General features: G+C 73.3%; 11 protein-coding genes. 8 read left to right on the top strand and 3 right to left on the bottom strand.

What is annotated here, in order from left to right:
* Positions 1-2: 2 nt before the first annotated feature.
* Together KIT14_05435 and KIT14_05440 are read left to right on the top strand one after the other, a co-directional pair.
* Positions 3-3,623, top strand: a complete 3,621-nt coding sequence (locus KIT14_05435) for a hypothetical protein (GenBank protein MCW5889977.1) — start codon at positions 3-5, stop codon at positions 3,621-3,623.
* A gap of 38 nt (positions 3,624-3,661) precedes the next feature.
* Entirely contained in the window at positions 3,662-6,046 is a 2,385-nt protein-coding gene (locus KIT14_05440) for a hypothetical protein (protein MCW5889978.1), read from the top strand.
* 18 nt (positions 6,047-6,064) lie between these two features.
* On the opposite strand, the gene KIT14_05445 is transcribed toward KIT14_05440, so the two are convergent.
* From KIT14_05445 to KIT14_05455, 3 genes are read right to left on the bottom strand one after another with little or no spacing between them, the layout of a single operon-like run.
* Positions 6,065-6,475 carry a hypothetical protein gene (locus KIT14_05445; protein MCW5889979.1) on the bottom strand — a complete coding sequence of 137 codons (411 nt, stop codon included), beginning with the start codon at positions 6,473-6,475 and terminating at the stop codon, positions 6,065-6,067.
* Positions 6,472-7,335 (bottom strand): hypothetical protein, encoded by an 864-nt coding sequence (locus KIT14_05450; protein ID MCW5889980.1) that lies wholly within the window; start codon positions 7,333-7,335, stop codon positions 6,472-6,474. The genes KIT14_05445 and KIT14_05450 overlap by 4 nt, the downstream gene beginning before the upstream one ends.
* Positions 7,336-7,383: 48 nt before the next feature.
* The gene (locus KIT14_05455) at positions 7,384-8,148 is read right to left on the bottom strand and encodes a class I SAM-dependent methyltransferase (protein MCW5889981.1); all 765 of its coding nucleotides are present in this window, start codon (positions 8,146-8,148) and stop codon (positions 7,384-7,386) included.
* Between the two features lie 113 nt (positions 8,149-8,261).
* Here KIT14_05455 and KIT14_05460 point away from each other — a divergent pair, with 113 nt between their 5' ends.
* The 6 genes from KIT14_05460 (at position 8,262) to KIT14_05485 (ending at position 19,294) form a co-directional block, all read left to right on the top strand.
* The gene (locus KIT14_05460) at positions 8,262-8,690 is read left to right on the top strand and encodes an OB-fold domain-containing protein (protein MCW5889982.1); all 429 of its coding nucleotides are present in this window, start codon (positions 8,262-8,264) and stop codon (positions 8,688-8,690) included.
* A gap of 5 nt (positions 8,691-8,695) precedes the next feature.
* Entirely contained in the window at positions 8,696-9,838 is a 1,143-nt protein-coding gene (locus tag KIT14_05465) for a thiolase family protein (GenBank protein MCW5889983.1), read from the top strand.
* 293 nt (positions 9,839-10,131) lie between these two features.
* The gene (locus KIT14_05470) at positions 10,132-12,666 is read left to right on the top strand and encodes a hypothetical protein (GenBank protein ID MCW5889984.1); all 2,535 of its coding nucleotides are present in this window, start codon (positions 10,132-10,134) and stop codon (positions 12,664-12,666) included.
* 44 nt (positions 12,667-12,710) lie between these two features.
* Positions 12,711-14,132 (top strand): cyclic nucleotide-binding domain-containing protein, encoded by a 1,422-nt coding sequence (locus KIT14_05475; GenBank protein MCW5889985.1) that lies wholly within the window; start codon positions 12,711-12,713, stop codon positions 14,130-14,132.
* A gap of 121 nt (positions 14,133-14,253) precedes the next feature.
* Complete coding sequence (locus KIT14_05480; GenBank protein ID MCW5889986.1) at positions 14,254-15,522, top strand: hypothetical protein; 1,269 nt, start codon at positions 14,254-14,256, stop codon at positions 15,520-15,522.
* Between the two features lie 190 nt (positions 15,523-15,712).
* Positions 15,713-19,294 (top strand): S8 family serine peptidase, encoded by a 3,582-nt coding sequence (locus tag KIT14_05485; protein MCW5889987.1) that lies wholly within the window; start codon positions 15,713-15,715, stop codon positions 19,292-19,294.

Here is a 19,294-nt window from a genome sequence, read left to right on the forward strand (position 1 = left end):
GAATGGTCGGGCGGATCCTTCTCGCAGCCCTGGTCGCGCTGGGAAGCGCGGTCGCGGCACCCGGGGCGCTCGCCGGTGACGCCGGCGTCACTGGCCAGAGCGTTTCGATCAGCCGCACGACGACGGGCCGGCAGCTCGTCAAGTCGTTGCAGAAGGGCGCAGGCATCCAGTTCGGACCGAGCAGCGGTGCGAGCGAGCTGAGCGGGCGCCTCGAGATCTGGTACGCCGACCAGCCCGCCAACAAGGGCGTGCTGGCGATGCCCGCGCCGTGGTTCGGCAACAGCGGCAGCGTCGCGACCTACAAGAACGGGCTCGCGCCGAACGGACCGTCGCCGGTGAAGGCGGCGACCATCAAGCAGGGCAAGCTCGCGAAGCTCCTCGGCGCCGGGCTCGGCGGCCTCGACATCGGCGCCGCGCCGGGGAGCGGCGGCGTCTACACCGTCCTCACCATCGACAACGCCGGCAACGGCTCGCGGCATCGCATGTGCTCGCTCTATCGCGGGTCCCTCGGCAGCCGCGTCATCCACCGCGCCAGCGGCGCCACGACCAAGCTGATCCTCAAGAAGGGCGTCGCCATGCCGTGCCCGAACTGCACCGACGGCACGCGCAACGGCAACGAGACCGGCATCGACTGCGGCGGCGGTGAGTGTGGCGCGTGCCCCACCGGCCAGGGCTGCAGCGGGCCGACGGACTGCCTGAGCGGCATCTGCACCGCCGGCGTCTGTCAGGTCCCGAGCTGCACCGACGGCCTCCAGAGCGGCGCCGAGACGGGCGTCGATTGCGGCGGTCCGTGTCCGCCGTGCAACCCGGGCGGCGGCTGCACCGTGCCCGCCGACTGCGCGAGCGGCGTGTGTCTGGGCGGCGTCTGCCAGGTCCCCACGTGTGCCGACGGCATTCGCAACGGCGCCGAGACCGACGTCGACTGCGGCGGCGGCAGCTGCCCCGCCTGCGTGCCGTTCACGGTGACGATCGACGCGCCGGTGCACGGCGTCTTCTCGGGCGCGGGCTCGGTGGGCGTCACCGGCCACACGACGGGCGTCGGCCCGGCCGGCGCCGCGCTGACGATCAACGGCGCGCCCGTGACGCTCCAGCCGGGCGGCACGTTCGCCACCAGCGTGCCGCTCTCCGCGGCCGCCGTCTTCAACCCGATCCATGCCCGTCTCGTGCGCAACCACGACGGCCGCACCGCCTTCGATCGCGTCGTGGTCATCCGCGGCGTGTCGATCCCCGCGGGCAGCCCGTCGCCGAACGGCGTCGGCCTGCGCCTGAACGACCGCGGTCTCGACGCCATCGAGCCGATGGCGACGACGTTGGTCGCGATCGATCCGTCGACGCTCGTCACCCCCGGCACGCCGGTCATGCAGGACTACTGCTACGCGCCGCTCGGCAGCCTCTGCTTCGGCTCGGTCGACGTCTCGATCAGCGGCACCCCGCCGCCCCAGATCGGTCCCGTCGGCATCGCGCTCGACTCGCAGACCAACGCCATCGACGGCGACATCACCATCCACGACCTGCGCGTCACGGTGAACATCGACAGCGCGAGCGGCATCCCGATCCACTGCGAGCTGCACCTCACCGTGCCGACGATCACGATCTTCGGCGACTACGACCTCTCCCCGCTGGCCTCGCAGCCGACGAAGGTGGACGTGAGCCAGGTAGGCCCCGTCGCCGTGCAGGCGAGCGGCACGACCTACCAGACCGATTGCAGCGGCCTCTTCGGCGCGCTCACCGAGTCGCTCATCGGCAGCGCCATCGGCGACGTCGGCGCGCTCTTCGCCGACGGCATGCAGACCTTCCTCAACCAGGTCGACGCGAACGGCAACACGCCGATCGCCGGCGCGATCGAGACCGCGCTGGCGGGCATCGACATCGCCGGCCCCGTCGGCAGCGGCCTCGGCATCGACCTCTACGCGCCGTTCACGTCGATCGTGGAGGATCCCGCGGGCATCACGCTCGCCGCGAACCTCACCGCGACGACGCTCGTGCGGCATCCGTCGGCGCCGAGCCTGACGGCCACCTATCACGTGGCCGAGCCGTTCCCCGCCTTCGCCGCGACGACGCCCGTGCAGCACCTGCCGTACGGCCTCGGGCTGGCGATCTCGACGTCGGGCTTCAACCAGCTGCTGCGCTCGCAGATCGAGAGCGGGCTCCTGCAGACCGCGGTCACGACGATCGACCTCGGGGGCGGGCCCGTGCCCGTCAGCGCCGGACTGCTGGCGGCGGCGTTCCCGCCGTTCGCGACGCTGCCCCCGGCGACGCCGCTCACCATCCGCGTCGCCCCGACGCTCGCGCCGATCCTGACCGGCGCCTCCGGCCCGACGGGCGAGCTCGGCGAGCTGCGCATGGCGCAGGTGCGCGTCGAGTTCGTGCAGGACGCGGGCCTGCCCACGGAGACGATCCACCTCGAGCTCGCGGTCGACACGCGGCTCGGGCTCGAGCTGGCGTTCCAACCGGGCGGCATCGGCTTCGTGCTGACGCCGCCGCAGGCGACCGACGTCGTGGTCGCGTTGCTCTCCAATCCGCTCGGCGTCGCCGAGGCGGCGCTCCAGGCGTTCATCCCCGGCGTGATGGCGTCGTTCCTGCCCGACATCGCCGGCGCGCTCGAGAGCTTCCCGCTGCCGGAGTTCGTCGGCCTCTCGCTCTCGGGTCTCGAGGTGTCGCGCAACGGGCAGTACTACTCGATCTTCGCCGACCTGACGCCGGCCTGCACCTCCGGGACGCAGTGTCCGAGCGGCGTCTGCCTGGCGAGCGTCTGTCAGGCGCCGACGTGCTTCGACGGCGTCCACAACGGCGCCGAGACCGGCACCGACTGCGGCGGCGGCAGCTGCCCCGGCTGCGCCACCGGCCAGGGCTGCTTCCTCGGCACCGACTGCCTCGTCGGCGGCTGCTCGGGCGGCATCTGCCAGCCGCCCTGCTCGACGGGCGCCGAGTGCCCGAGCGGCGTCTGCAGCGGCGGCTTCTGCCGCGTGCCGAACTGCGCCGACGGCGTCGCCAACGGCGCCGAGACCGACGTCGACTGCGGCGGCTCCGCGCCGAACTGCGTGCGCTGCGCCAACGGTCTCGGCTGTCACGCGCCGAGCGATTGCGTCAGCGGCATCTGCACCGCCGGGACCTGCCAGCCGCCGACGTGCACCGACGGTGCGAAGAACGGCACCGAGACCGACGTCGACTGCGGCGGGCCGTCGTGCCCGGCGTGCGGGCTCGGCGGCACCTGCCAGGCGGGCACCGACTGCGCCAGCGGCCGCTGTGCACCGAACGGCCGCTGCAGCTGCGGCAACCAGACGTTCACCTTCACCGTCGACAGCAACCACGGCGGCCCGTTCGACTCCGCCGAGTGGCCGGGCGGCCAGGTGTCGCAGTCCGGCCCGGCCGGCTGCGGCGTCACCATCAACCGCCCGAACGGCAACATCGACCTCGTGTGCACCATCCAGGCGCCGTTCTCGGTGGCCGGCTACACCGGCTACTCGCAGTGCGTCGGCACCGGCGGCGAGGACGGTGACGGTTGCCAGCCCGTGTCCTGTCCGCCCGCCGGCATCGGCTCGTGCTGCAACGGCCGGCCGTCGTGCTCGGCCGCGCTGAACGGCTCCGCCCGTGCCCGCTATTTCGTCCAGTGTCTCGAATGATCGCAGCCAGGGGGAATCGCGTGCAGAAGAATCGCAGCATGGTCCGGGTGCTCGCCGCGACGACGATCGCGGCGGCGGGTCTGTGGGTCGCCGTCAGCTCGTGGGCGACCGACGTGGGCGTGATCGGCTCCAGCGTCTCGATCAGCCAGTCCGCGCTGGGCAAGCACACGCTGAAGTCGCTCCAGAAGGACCCCAACGTGCACTTCGGCGCGTCGGCGACGCCGGCGCAGATCGGCGCCTCGCTCGAGGTCCACTACGTCGATACGCCGGCGAACAAGGCCGTCCTCGTCCTGCCGTCGCCCTGGAAGTCGGCCAGCCCGACGACGCTCAAGTTCGCCAACGGCTCGGCGCCGGCAGGCCCGACGGCGGTGAAGTCCGCGGTCGTGAAGGGCGGCAAGCTGGCGAAGATCGTCGCCAGGGGCCTCGGCGGCCTCGACATCGCGACGCCTCCCGGCCCCGGCGGCGTCGTCACCGTGCTGACGATCACCAACGCGGCCGACGGCTCCACCCACCGCCTCTGCTCCCGGTACGCGACCGGCAGCGGCAGCAGCGTCCTCCACCGCGTCAACGGCAGCGGCTACAAGCTGATCCTGAAGCGCGGCGTGCCGACGACCTGCCCGAGCTGCAGCGACGGCGCCCGCAACGGCAGCGAGACCGACGTGGACTGCGGCGGCTCGTGCGGCGCCTGCGGCGCCGGCGCCGGCTGCATCGTCGCCGCCGACTGCCAGAGCGGCGTCTGCACCGGCGGCGTCTGCCAGGCGCCCACCTGCGGCGACGCCGTCAAGAACGGCAGCGAGACCGACGTCGACTGCGGCGGCGCGTGTCCGAGCGACTGCGCCGACGGCCAGGGCTGCAACGGCGCCGGCGATTGCGTGAGCGGCGTCTGCACCGGCAACGTCTGCCAGCCCGGCGCCTGCGGCGACGCCGTCAAGAACGGCAGCGAGACCGACGTCGACTGCGGCGGCGGCGTCTGCCCGCCGTGCGGTCCCGGCAGCGCCTGCGGCGCCTTCACCGACTGCACGAGCGGCGTGTGCACCGGCGACGTCTGCCAGGCGCCGAGCTGCAACGACGGCACGAAGAACGGCAGCGAGACCGACGTCGATTGCGGCCAGACCTGTCCCGATTGCGCCACCGGCCAGGGCTGCCTCGTCGGCACCGACTGCGTCGAGGGCGTGTGCACGGGCAACGTCTGCCAGGCGGCGACGTGCGGCGACGCGATCAGGAACGGCGGCGAGACCGGCGTCGACTGCGGCGGCGGCGTCTGCCCGCCGTGCCCGGCGGGGCAGGGCTGCGGCATGGCGGCGCACTGCCAGAGCGGCGTCTGCGCCGGCAACGTCTGCCAGGGGCCGGCGTGCAACGACGGCACCCGGAACGGCAGCGAGACCGACGTCGATTGCGGCGGCTCCTGCCCGCCTTGCGGCAACGGGCTCGGCTGCACGTTCCACATCGACTGCCAGAGCCTCGTCTGCACCGGCAACGTCTGCCAGACGCCCACGTGCACCGACGGGGCGAAGAACGGCAGCGAGACCGACGTCGACTGCGGCGGCTCGTGCCCGGATTGCGGTCCGGGCGGGTCGTGCCTCGACGGCGGCGACTGCACGAGCGGCGTGTGCACGGGCAACGTCTGCCAGGCGCCGACCTGCTCGGACGGGGTGAAGAACGCCGCCGAGACCGGCGTCGACTGCGGCGGTCCGCTCTGCGGCGCCTGCCCCGCCGGCCAGGGCTGCGTCGGCGCGTCCGACTGCCTGAGCGGCGTCTGCACGGGCAACGTCTGTCAGGCGCCGACCTGCTCGGACGGCGTGAAGAACGGCACCGAGACCGGCCTCGACTGCGGCGGCGGGTGTCCGGGCTGCGGCCCCGGCGGCGCCTGCAACGTGGCCGGCGACTGCGCGAGCAGCATCTGCATCGGCAATCTGTGCCAGTCGCCGACCTGCACCGACGGCGTGAAGAACGGCAGCGAGACCGACATCGACTGCGGCGGGCCGAGCTGCGCCCACTGCGCGTTGAACCGCTCCTGCCTGAGCAACGGCGATTGCCTCACCAACTCCTGCAACGGCGGCCTCTGCAAGTGCCCCGGGCAGATGTTCACCTTCACCGTGACGAGCAACAACGGCGGTCCCTTCGACTCCGCCGAGTGGCCGGGCGGCACCGCGGCGCAGAACGGTCCGACCGGGTGCAGCGTCACCATCAACCGGCCGAACAACAACGTCGACCTGGTCTGCTCGCTCGCGGCGCCGTACTCGGTGAACAGCTTCACCGGCTACTCGACCTGCTTCGGGACGGGCGGCGAGGACGGCGACGGCTGCCAGCCGGTGTCGTGCCCGCCGCTCGGCATCGGGTCGTGCTGCAACGGCCGGCCGTCCTGCTCGGCGGCGCTGAACGGCTCGGCGACGTCCCGCTACTTCGTCCAGTGCAATCCCTGAGGACGGCCTGACGAACCGCTAACGACGGGGGTGCGCGTACTCGGCGCGGGTCAGCTCGACCATGCCGGTACGCGCATCCAACGTCGGGCGGAACAGCACCAGGCGGACGGCCGTCCACTGCGGGTTCGCCGCCAGCACCGCGCGCGCGAAGCGCGCGTGCGGTGCGAGGTCGCGCAGCCAGCGGTAGCTCTCGAGGAAGGCCGTGGCCTGCGCCCGCAGCGCCGGCGCGGCGTCGGTGAGCTGCTGCTCGCCGCCGTCCGGCAGGCGGCCGTAGACCTCCATGCCGACCATGTCGAAGCGCGGCGTGGCGTACATGCCCCAGCCCGCGAGCTTCCACGGGCTCACGTCCCAGCGGGCCACGAGCCCCATCTGGGCCAGCGGCCAGAGGCTCAGCAGCGCGAGCGCCGCGTGCACGACGCGGGTCTTCAATGGAACACCATCTCCGGCAGGACGCCGAGACGTGAGAGCGTCAGCGCGGCGAGCAGCACCGCGACGAGCGGCACGGCCCGGCGATGCCACGTCCCCGGCAGGTAGAGGGCGATGGCGTTCGCGAACACGAGCCCGAAGAACATCTCGCGCGCGCCCACCTCGATGCCGAGGAGCAGCCCGAGCCCGAGCAGCGCCGCCACTCGCCGCGTGCGCCGCCACAGGAAGAGCGGCGCCAGCGCCAGCTCGACGACCCACGTGCCGTTCGAGACCCCGAGCAGCCGCCAGTCGGCGACGAGATACGGACCGTCGCCCGGCCGGCCGCGGTAGGTCGAGAGCCGTGCCAGCTCGGCCGGGTCGATGAGCCACGCCAGCACCGGCCGGAAGCCGGCGCTGTCGAGCGAGAAGGCGAGGTAGGCGCCGTTCGTCCAGTAGCCGTAGGCGAGCTTCTGCGCCGCCGACCAGAAGAAGACGACGCAGACGAGCCAGCGGATCGCGCGGTGCGCGAGCGCGTCGTCGTCGCGCGTACCGGTGGCGCACAGCGCCGCCAGCGCGAAGAAGACGACCTCGAGGTAGGCGTGGTTCCCCGTCGCCGGGAACTCGCGCCAGACGAGGATGGCGTGACTCGCGGCCAGCGCCGCCAGCGCTGGGCGTCGCCACGCGCGGCGCAGCGCCACGAGGCACAGCACCGACGCCAGGGCGAGATGCCCGTGGTACGCGGGCGCGAGCAGGCCCCACTTCGGGATCGCGCGCGCCCAGTACTCGGCCGCGACGACGAGGACGAGGATCACCTCGAAGGCGCGCAGTCCGAGCGCGCGGCCGGCCGCGTCGCCGTCGTCCAGCAGCGCGAGCAGGCGCCCCATGCGCGGCGCGCATACGGCCGGCAGACCCGCCGGGTCAACCGGAACGGGTCAGGCCGCGCGCGCGACCAGCACGATCTCCGGGCTGTCGCCCTCGAACGGGCGGCGGTCGAAGTCGCCGTAGAGCGCCTCGACGGCGAACCCCGCCCGCGCCAGCAGGTGCTCCAGCTCGAAGCGGAAGAACCAGCGCATGCCGAAGGTCTCCTCCTCCGTATCGAGCGGGCGGCCGGCGCGCGTGCGCAGGTAGCGGACGGTCACCTGCTGCACCTGCGTGGCGTAGTCGCGCTCGATGCCGATCCAGCGCCCGATGGTGTCGTCGCCGTCGGCGAAGCTCGCGTCCTCGGTGATGTCCTCGCTGTGCGCCGCGAGACGCGTCAGGTCGGGGTTGAAGACGTCGAACGCGAAGCGGCCGCCGGGGGCGAGGTGGCGGCGCACGGCGGCGAGGCAGGCGAGCTGGTCGTCGACCGTGTAGAGGTGCTGGAACGCCCGGAACGCCGAGTAGACGAGGGCGAAGCGCTCGCCGCCGAGGTCGAAGCCCTGCATCGGCGCGCGGACGAGCCGCAGGTTCGCGGGCGGCTCCTTGGCGCGCAGGACGTCCAGCATGGCGTCGTGGGCGTCGAGGCCGACGCAGGCGACGCCGTCGCGGGCGATGGGGAGCAGCACGCGACCCGTGCCGCAGCCGACCTCGAGCACGGCGCCGCCCGCCTCACGCGCCAGGCGCCCGTAGAACGCGACGTCGTGGCGCCCGCGGAGGTCGCCGTGGGCCGGATCGTAGTAGCGGGCGGCGACGGCGCCGTATTCCTGCGCGATGCTCATCGCCGCGACGATACGCGGCGGCGGGCCGCCGAGCCATGCGGGTCCGCCGCCCAAACGAGCGTTCGCCCAGCGCTGGACATCGCGGCCGGGGCCGTGTCAGTTTCCCCGCCGCCATGAGCCAGGCCACGCTCCGGGTGCCGATCAAGCCCGGGTACTTCACCATCCCCGACGACCACGCCGCCGCGCCCGAGGTCATCTGCACCCGGTGCGAGGACTGCGGCGAGTACTTCTTCCCGCAGCGCCTGGTGTGTGCGAAGTGCCTCTCGCGCAACACCAAGGAGGCGCGCGTACCCGCCCGCGGCACGCTCTACGCCTACACCTGGGTGCACATGCCGCTCTTCGGCTCCATGAAGATGGAGCACATGGAGGGCTACGGCGTCGGGCAGATCGATCTGCCGGAAGGGCCGCGGCTCCAGGTGCCGCTCGCGGGCAAGCGGGACGACTACACGATCGGCATGCCCCTCACCGGCGAGCTCGAAGGCCTCCGCGAGGAGAACGGGCAGGAAGTCGTCATCATCCGGTTCAAGCCGGCGGGGAGCTGAGCACGATGGACAGGAACAAGGTCGCGATCCTCGGGGTGGGGATGACCCGCTTCGGCATGAACTACGAGACGCATCACAGCGTCATGGGCCGCGACGCCGGCCTCGCCGCGCTCGACGACGCCGGCATGACCTTCGCCGACATCGACGCCGTCTACGTCGGCCACATCTTCCTCACCCCCATGGCCGGCGTGCGCACGGTGAAGGAGCTGGGCGTCACCGGCGTGCCGGTGCAGCGCATCGAGAACGCCTCGGCGACCGGCTCGTGCGCGCTGCGCGAGGCCTACATGGCCGTCGCCGCCGGCTGGTACGACCGCGTCCTCGTCCTCGGCTTCGACAAGATGACGAACGTCATGGGCTCGATGCCGAACCCGCAGGACATGGACGAGGCCATCCTGCCCGCGGGCTTCTTCGCGATGTGGGCGACGCGCCGCATGCACGAGCGTGGAACCAAGCCCGAGCACCTCGCGAAGATCGCCGCCAAGAACTGGAACTACGGCGCGCTGAACCCGTTCGCGCAGCGCCAGGCGCAGGAGACGGTGACGCCGGAGAAGGTCCTCGCCGCGAAGATGGTCGCCTGGCCGCTCACCGCGATGATGTCGTGCCCGATCGGTGACGGCGGCGCCGCGGCGATCGTCTGCCGCGCCGACCTGGCGAAGAGGTACCAGCCGGACCGTCCGGTGGTCACCATCGCCGCCTCGCACCTCGGCAGCGAGAAGTACGAGCGCGGCCACCTCTTCATGGGCCCCGTCGTCGGACCGGCCCAGATGAGCCGCGACGCCGCGAAGGACCTCTGGGAGCAGTCCGGTCTGGGCCCGGAGGACATCGATCTCGTCCAGGTCCACGACGCCTTCGCGATCGAGGAGCTCGAGTACTACGAGCTGCTCGGCTTCTGCCGCGAGGGCGAGGCCGAGCAGGGCATCGAGGAGGGCTGGTTCGGTCCCGGCGGCAAGGTGCCGTTCTCGACCGACGGCGGCCTCATCGCCCGCGGCCATCCCGGCGGTCCCACCGGCCTCGCGCAGATCTGGGAGACGACGCTCCAGCTGCGCGGCGAGGCGGGCAAGCGCCAGGTGCCGAACGCGAAGGCCGGCCTCTGCCACATGATGGGCGGCGGCAGCGTCTGCGCGGCGCACATCCTCGTGCGCGAGTAGCGATCCGCGAGCGCACCGGGCGGCTCCGCGCCCGCTCCGTGCACCAGGGCCGCGTCGGCGCCGTCGCGTCCGCGCGCACGGACGGCGCGTGACGCTCGCTCCGCGCCGGGCGGAGGCCGGCGCGCATCCCACGCGCGCGTGCGGTGCTATGTGCGAGCGGATTGGATCGGGACGGATGCAATACGCGCAGAAATCTGTTGACGCGTTCCCGCTGGAGCGGGCAGGCTCCTCGGCAGGGAGCGGAGGCTCGTCGCTGCCCGCGGAGGTTGCGGACAGGCGGGCCTTAAGAGGCCATGGACGCCAGGGTGCTGCTGGTCGCAAACGACGACGTAGCCGGGCGCGCGATGGAGCAGGCGCTCGACGGCGGCGGGCTCGGGTTGCACGTGGTCCGCGTCGACACCGGCGATGCCGCCCTCGCCTGCGTCACGCACGGTGGCTTTGGGGCGGTGGTGGTCGACCACCGCCTTCGCGGTGGCGAAGGTCGCGCATTGCTGGCGGCGCTGCGTAGCGGGGCATCCCGGATTCCGCTGATCGTCGTGGTCGGTCCGGAGTCGGAGGCGGTCGGCGCGGAGATCTCGTGCGACGGGGCGACCGGATACGTCGTCGAGCGCGACGGCTATCTTCCTCGTATGCAAGTCGAAATGGTCGGGATTCTGGATGGCGCCCGCGGCTACGACGCATGGGCGCACGAGCAAGCCGTGCTGGCGACGGCGTTGGCGGCTGCGCCGCTCTCGCCGCCGGCGCGATCGGCGGTGGCGCTCGCCGTCGACGACGCCGCTACGGCGGTCCGCGGCCGGCGATGGGGGGACGTCGTGGACCGACTCGACGCCGCTCTCGAGATGGTCGCCGGCGAGGTGCCCGGCGCGCAGGCGCTGCGGGCGGAGCTCACGACGGCGCTGGCCCACGCGCGTTGGCGCGCAGGTGACGCGGCCTCGGCCCATCGCCTCGCGCTCGATGCGGTGCAGAGTGCCCGCCGTGCCGGAGCGCCATTCGTGCTGGCGCGCGCCGTGCTGGGGTTTGCCGGCAGCCTGCAGGGTTTCGGCGTCACCAGCGCCAACGAGACGCTCGTCGCGCTGCTGACCGAGGTGTTGGACATCCTGCCCGAGGGGCCTACGGCCGAGCGCGCGCTCGCGATGGCGCGCCTCGCCGAGGAGCTCACGTTCTCGCCGCGCGCCGCCGAGCGCGTGCCGCTCGCCAGCGCCGCGCTCGCGATGGCGCGCCGACTCGGCCGCCCCGACGTGCTGGCCGGCGTGCTGCGCTCGACGCACTGGGCGCTGTGGACTCCCGAGAGCATGCGGGAGCGCCGCGCCCTCGCCTACGAGCTGGCGGCGCTGGGCGAATGCCTGCGCGATCCGGGTCGGGTCGTGGAAGGCCAGATGTTCCGGCTGCTGGTTGCGCTCGAGGGGGGCGAGCTCGAGGTTGCCCGCCTCGCCCTGACGGCGGCGCGCGACGCCGCGAGTGCGCAGCCGCAGCCGTACTACTGCTGGCTCGTCGCGACGGCGGCCGCCTGTCTCGCCGCTGCCGGCGGCGAGCTCGCCGCGGTGCGCGGCGGGGCCGACGAGGCGCTCTGCCAGGGGCAGCAGGCCCACAACCCGAACGCGGTGCTGTTCTTCGGCGTCCAGGTGGGTGCCTTGCAGTGGATGCTCGGCCAGCACGACGAGCTGGTGCACGCGCTGCACGACCTGGCGGCCGCGTTCCCCACGCTCGCACCTGCAGCGCACAGTGCGCTCGCGGTCACGTACGCCGAGGCCGGCCGGCTCGACGACGCGCGCCGTGTCTACGAGGTGGTCCTGGAGGACGGACGCTGGAACGCCGACCGCAATCCGACCTGGCTTGCTGCCCTCTCCTTTCTGGCGGAGACCTGCACCCTCCTTGGCGACCGCGGGCGCGCAGCGCAGTTCTACGTGGCGATGCTCCCGTTCGCGTCCTCGTTGGTCACCCTGCCCCCGGCGGCCGTGTACGCGCCGGTGCGGCACTATCTCGGGCTGCTCGCCGCGACGCTCGGCCGGCACGAGGACGCCGCCGAGCACTTCGACGCCGCGCTGGCGTTCGAGGCGAGCTGCGGCCTCCTGCAGTGGCGGGCACGTACGCAGGTCGCCTACGCCGGCATGCTCCTCGACCGGGGCGTTGCCAATCCGCCGACGGGTGTCCGCGCGCTGCTGACGGCCGCGGCGGCTACTGCGGCGCAGCTCGGGCTGTCGGCGCTCGCGGCGCGCGTGCAACGCATCCAGCAGGCCCTGCCGGCGGTGTCGCTGCACGAGCCCGGCCTCGAATCGCTGGTCGTGGGCTTCATGCGGCCCGGCTCCTGCTGGGAGATCGAGTTCGATCGCCAGCGGTGTGTCGTAAAGGACGCCGCCGGGCTCCATCGCCTCGTGCAGCTGTTGCGCCAGCCGGGTATCGAGATCGATGCCGTCGAGCTGTGCGGGGGATCGGCACAAGTGTCGCCCGGCGTGCCGTCGGGCTGCGATGCCCGCGCCGCGAGGAGTCTCCGCCAGGAGGAACGGCGGCTCGCCCAGGAGGCCCGCGCCGCGGCCGAATGCGGCGACATCGACGCGGCCGAGGCGGCGCGGCACGAAGCGGCCCGGATCGCGGCGCGGCTGTCCGGCGATAGAGGACGGCGCGGGAAGCCCTGGCAGGCGGGCGCTGGCAGCGAGTGCGCGCGCCTCGCCGCCCGCAAGTCGATCCGAAGGGTCGTCGACACGTTCCGCAGGGCGCTTCCAGATCTGGCAGCACATCTCGACCGCTCGCTGAGCTACGGCCGGTGCCTCGTCTACCGTCCCGACGCCAAGCGGCCCGTCCGTTGGATCATCCATGACGCCGTCGCGTGACGTCCGGAGTCCCCGCGTGCCCTCGAAAGTCACTCCCGTTGGGCATGACGACTCGCCTCGAACGTCCCACCGACCCGTACCTGCTCGCCGCGCTGCACACGCTCGCCCGGCGCGTCGGTCTTCCCGGGCCTGCAACCGACGTCCTCGTCGATTGCGTGCGCAGTACCGTCCCCTTCGGGGCCGGGCGCGAGATCTTCGGGGCGGGCGACGCCCACGATCGCGTGTACCTCGTCGTGCGCGGGGCAGTGAAGCTCGCGTGCCGGGGCTGGAACCGCCGCTGCGTCGCCGTGCAGCTGGTCGAGCCCGGAGGGATCTGCGGCGTCCCCTGGTCGTTCGACGCCGCCGCACGACGCCAGTTCCGGGCCGTCGCGCACGGACCGGCCCGGGTGGCGACCATCGGCCGCGAGGTGGTGGAGCGGGTGCTGGCGATCCTGTCGCCCGCGCATCGCCTGCGCCTCGTCTCGCACGGCTGGCGCGCGGTGTCGGGGCTGCTCGTGGACCGCTGCCTCGATCTCGTGCGACGGCTCGACGATCGCCTCGAGCACCGGCTGGCTGTGCTGGCAAGTGCCCACGGCGTGCCGCATGGGGACGGCCGCACGCGCATCGGCGTGCGCCTCAGGTCGCAGGATCTGGGTGAGCTCGTGGCGGCCGCACCGACCTCGGTACGCCACGCGATGATCCGCCTGCGGGCGCGCGGGCGTCTCGCCAGGTGCGGAGGGTATCTCGTCGTGCCGACGCCCGACGGTCCCGCAGCCCCCCCGGCGTCGTGCCTCGTGCGCCCGAGCCACGGGCCGCGCAGCGCCACCGTGCTGCGGGCCCGGACACGCGAGGTACTGATGGGGCTCTGCGCGAGCCTGAGCTTGACGGCCGAGGCCGTCGACCTCCTCGTCGGCTCGGCCCGCGTCGTCTGGGCCGCACGCGGAGACGATCTGATCGAGGGCGATGACGTCGGGCTCGTCCTCGAGGGCTCCGTGCGCGTGGAGGTCGGCGTGCCGCGCACCGGGCCGATCGTGCAGATCGTCGCGGCCGGACAGTTCGTACGGCTGACCGGCGGCAACGTGGCGTTTGCGCGCGCCGTTGCGCACGAGCATGCCGCCGTCGCCTGCTTCGACCGGGCGACCGTGACCGCCGCGCTCGGCCGGCTGCCTGCGTCCGGCATGCTGCGGTTGTTCGCGCACAGCGCCCGGGCGCTGTCGCGGCATCTGCACGACCGCACCGTTCTCGCGACCATGCCGCTCGCGGCGCGCGTGCGCCTTGCCCTCCTCGGGCTCGGGCGGGACTTCGGCGAGCAGTCCGGGGATGGGCTTCGGCTGAGCATCCGACTCACGCACGGCCAGCTCGCCCGCCTGGCGGGCAGCTCCCGCAGCGCCGTGTGCCGCGCCCTCGGCCGGCTCGCCGACGAGCGCAAGGTGGCGGTGGAAGACGGGCATTTCATGCTGCCCGGTGTGGCGCACGAGGTCGCGTGACGCCGCCCGAGGATCCGTGTCCGCGGGCACCGCACGGCCTTCCACCGTCGCGCGTCGCTCTCGTAGCCTCACCCGCATCACGCATGCCGCCGGTGGGGCGGCGAGAAGGAGGGAGGGTACGATGCGACGAACGACATGGATGGTGGCCGTGCTCGGATTGTTCCTACCGGCCGTGGCTCGAGCCATCGACGTCTCCGGTCCGTGGCACGTCGGCATCGGCTTCACGTCCAACAGCCCGCTCTTCGCCTGTCGCATGACGTTCACCACCGCCGGCTCCAGCCTATTCGTCGAGGGCGATTGCGTGCTGTCGGCCGGCACCCTGGCGGGGAGCGTCGATTCCGTGTCCGGGGCATTCGTGGTCGAGGGCGGTGAGGGCTTCTGCCGCCCCGCGCAGCTGGCGGGCGTGGTCGCACCGGACGGTGCCAGCTTCACCGGGACGATGAGCTGCTCCTCGTCCACCTTCACGCTCTTCGTCACCGGGTCGCGATGCGGCAACGGCAGACTCGACCCCGGTGAGGGGTGCGACGACGGCAATCGGGACGCGGGCGACTGCTGCTCGAGCAGCTGCCGGCCCGATCCCGCCGGCAGCACGTGCGACGACGGGAACGTGTGCATGCACGGCGTGTGCGACGGTGCCGGCTCGTGCGAGCGTACCGAGGTGTCCGGTCCCTGCGACGACTTCGAGGCCTGCACCACGGACGACACCTGCATCGCCGGCGTCTGTATCGGGACTACGGCGCCGAACGGCACCCGGTGCAACGACTTCGACGCCTGCACCGGCGATGGAACCTGCTTCGGCGGCTTCTGCTACGAGGGGGAGCCGATCGACTGCGGCCCGTGCCGGTCGTGCGACTTCTTCCAGGGCTGCGTCGATCGGGCCAGCTTCGCTTGCGAGCCGATCCCGGCGGCTTCGCAGCTGCGCGTCGCCGACGCCGTTCGTGATCGCGACGACGCGCTGCGACTGCGCTTCGTGCCCGCCACGTCGGTCGACATCTCGGATTTGGGCGATCCACGTCGGGCGACCGAGTGGGAGGTGTGCGTCCACGATGGCTTCGGATTCGGCAGGCTTCTCGCCAGCGTTCGGGTTCCTGCCGGCGGACGGTGCAACGGCCGTCCCTGCTGGCGCGGGCTGCGCCGCGGCTATCGCTACGGTGATCGTGTCGGGCGACAGGACGGCGTCCGGTCGATGACGCTGCAGGCGGGGACGGCCGGCCAAGCGCGGGTCGAGCTGCGCGCGCGCGGTGAGGGGCTCGATCCCGGCCCGCTTCCGGCGGCGCTCGGGGTGCTCGCCCAGATCCGCTCGTCCGACGGCACCTGCTGGGAGACGTCCTGGTTCGATGCGCTCCGTAACGGCCCCCTCGAGCTGCGGCTGGCGCAGGATGATCGCTAGTCGTCACGGGCCCTGAACCCCTCCAGGGCCCATCGCCCCGGGACGGCCGGTGACCGTCCCGGGGCGCGGCGAGTCTCCGCCCTCGGAGCCTCCGCTCCCGCAGGCGCACATTTCGTCGCTGCGGCGCAGAATCCCATGGACAGGGGATGACGCGACACGTTACGGTCACCCTGCCCGAGAGAGGTCCGAGATGCTGGGTGGTCGCGTCGCGCTGCTGCTGTTCGTTCTCGTCTCCCCGTGCGCGACTCCCGGCCGCGCGTCGGCCGAGGCCGGCGCCGCCGCCGAGGCCAGCCGGGACGGGGTCGCGGGCCGGGTCGCCCGCACGCCGGATCGGGTCATCCTGCGCCTGCGCGACGGCGTCGACGTCTGTCTCGCCTGTCGCTGGGCGGCCGGGCAGTCGATCACCGGGCTGCCCCCGGGCAGCCGGCTCGCGGAGCTGCTGCGCGCGCGCGGCGTGCGCGGCATCCGCCCCCTGATCCCGGTTCGCCGCGGCGACCTGCACGCCGAGCCCCATGCGACGGCACGCGCGCGGCGTCGTGCCGCGCAGGCGCGCTTCCCGGAGCGGCGGCGGCGATCGGTCGCGGAGCCGCGGGTCACCGACTGGAGCCGCACCTGGGTGGTCGAGCTGCGACGCGACCCCGACATGGCGGCGGTGGCGGCGGAGCTGGCGCGCGACGCCGCGGTCGCGAGCTGCGAGCCCGACGCGGTGGTCGAGATCGCCGCGCTGCCGAACGATCCGTTCCTCGCCAGCCAGGGCAGCTGGGGGCAGCCCTTCGACGATCTCTGGGGCCTGAGACGCATCGGCGCGCCCGCCGCCTGGGACGTCGCCAAGGGAGCCGGCGTGGTGGTCGCGATCGTCGATACCGGGATCGATCACACCCATCCGGACATCGCCGCGAACGTGTGGGCGAACCCCGGCGAGATCCCCGGCAACGGCATCGACGACGACGGCAACGGCTACGTCGACGACGTGCGCGGCTGGGACTTCTACGGCAACGACCCGAGCCCGCTCGACGAGAACGGCCACGGCACGCACGTCGCGGGCATCCTCGCCGCCACCGGTGACAACGGCATCGGCGTGATCGGCGTCGCCCACCAAGCGACGGTGATGCCGGTGGCCGTGCTCGGCCCGCTCGGCACCGGCTTCGTGTCCGACCTGGTGCGCGGCGTCGCCTACGCCGTCGACAATGGCGCCGACGTCCTCAACCTGAGCCTCACGGCGCCGCGCACGCAGGCGCTGGCCGCCGCCCTCGCCGACGCCCACGCGGCGGGCGTGGTGATCGTCGCCTCGGCCGGCAACGGCGGCACCGACGTTCGCCGTGCGTTCATCGCGGCGTCGACGGCCACCATCGCGGTCGCGGCGTCGAACCGCCTCGACGGCCGCGCCGACTTCTCCAACTTCGGCATCGGCGTCGACGTCGCGGCGCCCGGCGGCGGCGACCCGCCGCCCCCCGCCGCCTTCCCGGGCTCCAGCGTGCTGTCGCTGCAGAGCGCGTTCATCGTGCCGGCGGCGGCACGCGACAAGGCGCTCACCCTCACGCACGGCGGTCTCAAATACCTGCGGCTCGCCGGGACGAGCATGGCGGCGCCGCACGTCGCCGGCGCCGCGGCGCTGCTGCTGGCGTACGATCCGGGGCTGCGTGTGGAGCAGGTGCGCCAGCTGCTGCGCACGACGGCGCTCGACACCGGCCCGCCGGGGTTCGACGTCGCCGCCGGCTACGGGCGGCTCGACGTGGCGGCGGCGCTCGCGGCCGCGCCGCCGCTCGAGGCGCACATCGCCTCGCCCGGTCTCGTGACGCTGGTCGCCCCGGGCAGCATCGAGGTCGTCGGCACGGCGCGCGGGCCGGGCTTCGAGTCGTACCGGCTCGACTATCGTGCCGACGGCGACCCCGACGGCTGGGTGCCGATCGCGGGCCCGATCACGGCCGAGGTGGACGACGGGGTGCTCGCCTCCTTCGACGCCGGTGCGCTCCAGGCCGGCCGCTGGGTGCTGCGCCTCACCGCCCAGCGCGGCGCCGAGACGTTCGTCGACATGGTGAGCGTCGACGTCGAGTACGCGGCCATCACCGAGCCGAGGCTCCTCGCGGGCGTGCCCGCCGGCCCGGTCGAGATCCGCGGCACGGCCGGCGGCCCGGGCTTCGTCCGCTACCGGGTCCTGTACCGGCGGCCGGCGATCGACCCGAACCAGTGGACCGCCGTCGGCCTGTCGCCCGCCGTCGCCGAGACGCCGGTGGTCGACGGCGTCCTGGCGACGCTCGACGCCTCGGCGCTGGTGCAGGGCGACCGCTTCGATTTCCGGCTGCTGGTGGAGAGCGCGGACGGCACGGTGGAGAAGGTCCGCTACGGCGTGGTGATCGACCCGACGCTGCGCCCCGGCTGGCCGCGGCAGCTCGTGCCGGTCGAGGACTCGGAGTACCTGACGGTCGCCGACCTCGACGGCGACGGGGTGATGGAGATCCTCGTCGGCTCCGGCGACGAGGTCGTGGTGTTCGAGCCGGACGGCAGCGTGCGCCCCGGCTGGCCGCAGCGCGTGACCACGCTGGCCCTTCCGCACGTCACCACGCGTGGCTCGCCGATCGTCGCGGACATCACCGGCGACGGCGCGCCCGAGGTGATCGCCACGAACCGCACCGACGTCTTCGCCTGGAGCGCGGCCGGCGAGCTGCTCCCGGGCTTCCCGGTCGCCGTCGACGTGTTCGCCGCCGGCGCCCACGACTGGCTCACCGCCGGCGACGTCGACGGGGACGGCGTCGACGAGATCGTCTGCACCGGGCTCACGGGCATCCGCGTCATCGACGGCGACGGATCGTTCGTGGGCGCGCCCATCGTCTCGTCTTTCGGCGCGCACGCCAGCGCGGTCGGCGACGCCGACGGCGACGGCGTCGCCGAGATCGCGCGCGTCGACCATCAGCGCAGCGCGAACGGCAAGGTGCGGGCGCGGGGGATGGCCGAGCTGCGACGTATCGACGGCAGGGTCCTCACGGCGCTCGCCGGCCCCATCCAACCCCTCGGGCACGTCGCCATGGCCGACCTCGACGGCGACGGGCGCCTGGAGGTCGTGTGGCTCGAGGAGGACCGCAAGCAGGTGAAGCTGAAGCCGCGCTCGGTGGCGATCGATGGGCGGCGCAAGGCCCTGCGGGCGATGCCGTTCGCGCGTCCGAAGCGGCCGTCGAGCGGCGCGCTCAGCTTCGCCGACCTGGACGGCGACGGTGCCGCCGAGGCCTACGCCTACGTCCGCGGCCTCGCCGGCGGCGAGGCCGAGACGGGCGCCTTCGTCTCGTACCGCCAGCGCACCCCGGACATGCGCTTCCCCCTGCGCCACACCATCTTCGAGACCGCTGCGACGCTGGTGGGCGGCGTCGCCATCGGCGACGTCGACGGGGACGGCGTGCAAGAGCTCGTCGCCGGTGTGGTCGGCGACACCTGCCGGCGCTGCGGGCCGGCCGGCCGGCGCCTGCGCGAAGCCGTCGTCGTGCAGCGACTCGACGGCTCGCTCCTCCCGGGCTTTCCGAAGCCCATCCCGGTGGTCGACCCGAGCGGCGACCAGCGCAGCACGACGCTCCCGATCCCGCCCGCCGTCGACGACCGCCGCTTCTCGACGCCCGCCATCGCCGATCTCGACGGCGACGGGCTGAAGGATATCCTCTGGGTCGACCCGATCGAGCACCAGCTGCTGATCTGGAACGTCCCGGGCACGCCCGGTCCCCTGCTCGCCGACTGGCCCATGTACCAGCACGACGCGCGGCACTCGAACGTCCTGCCGGCCGATTGA

The organism is bacterium, from assembly GCA_026129405.1.
GTDB lineage: Bacteria > Desulfobacterota > Binatia > DP-6 > DP-6 > JAHCID01.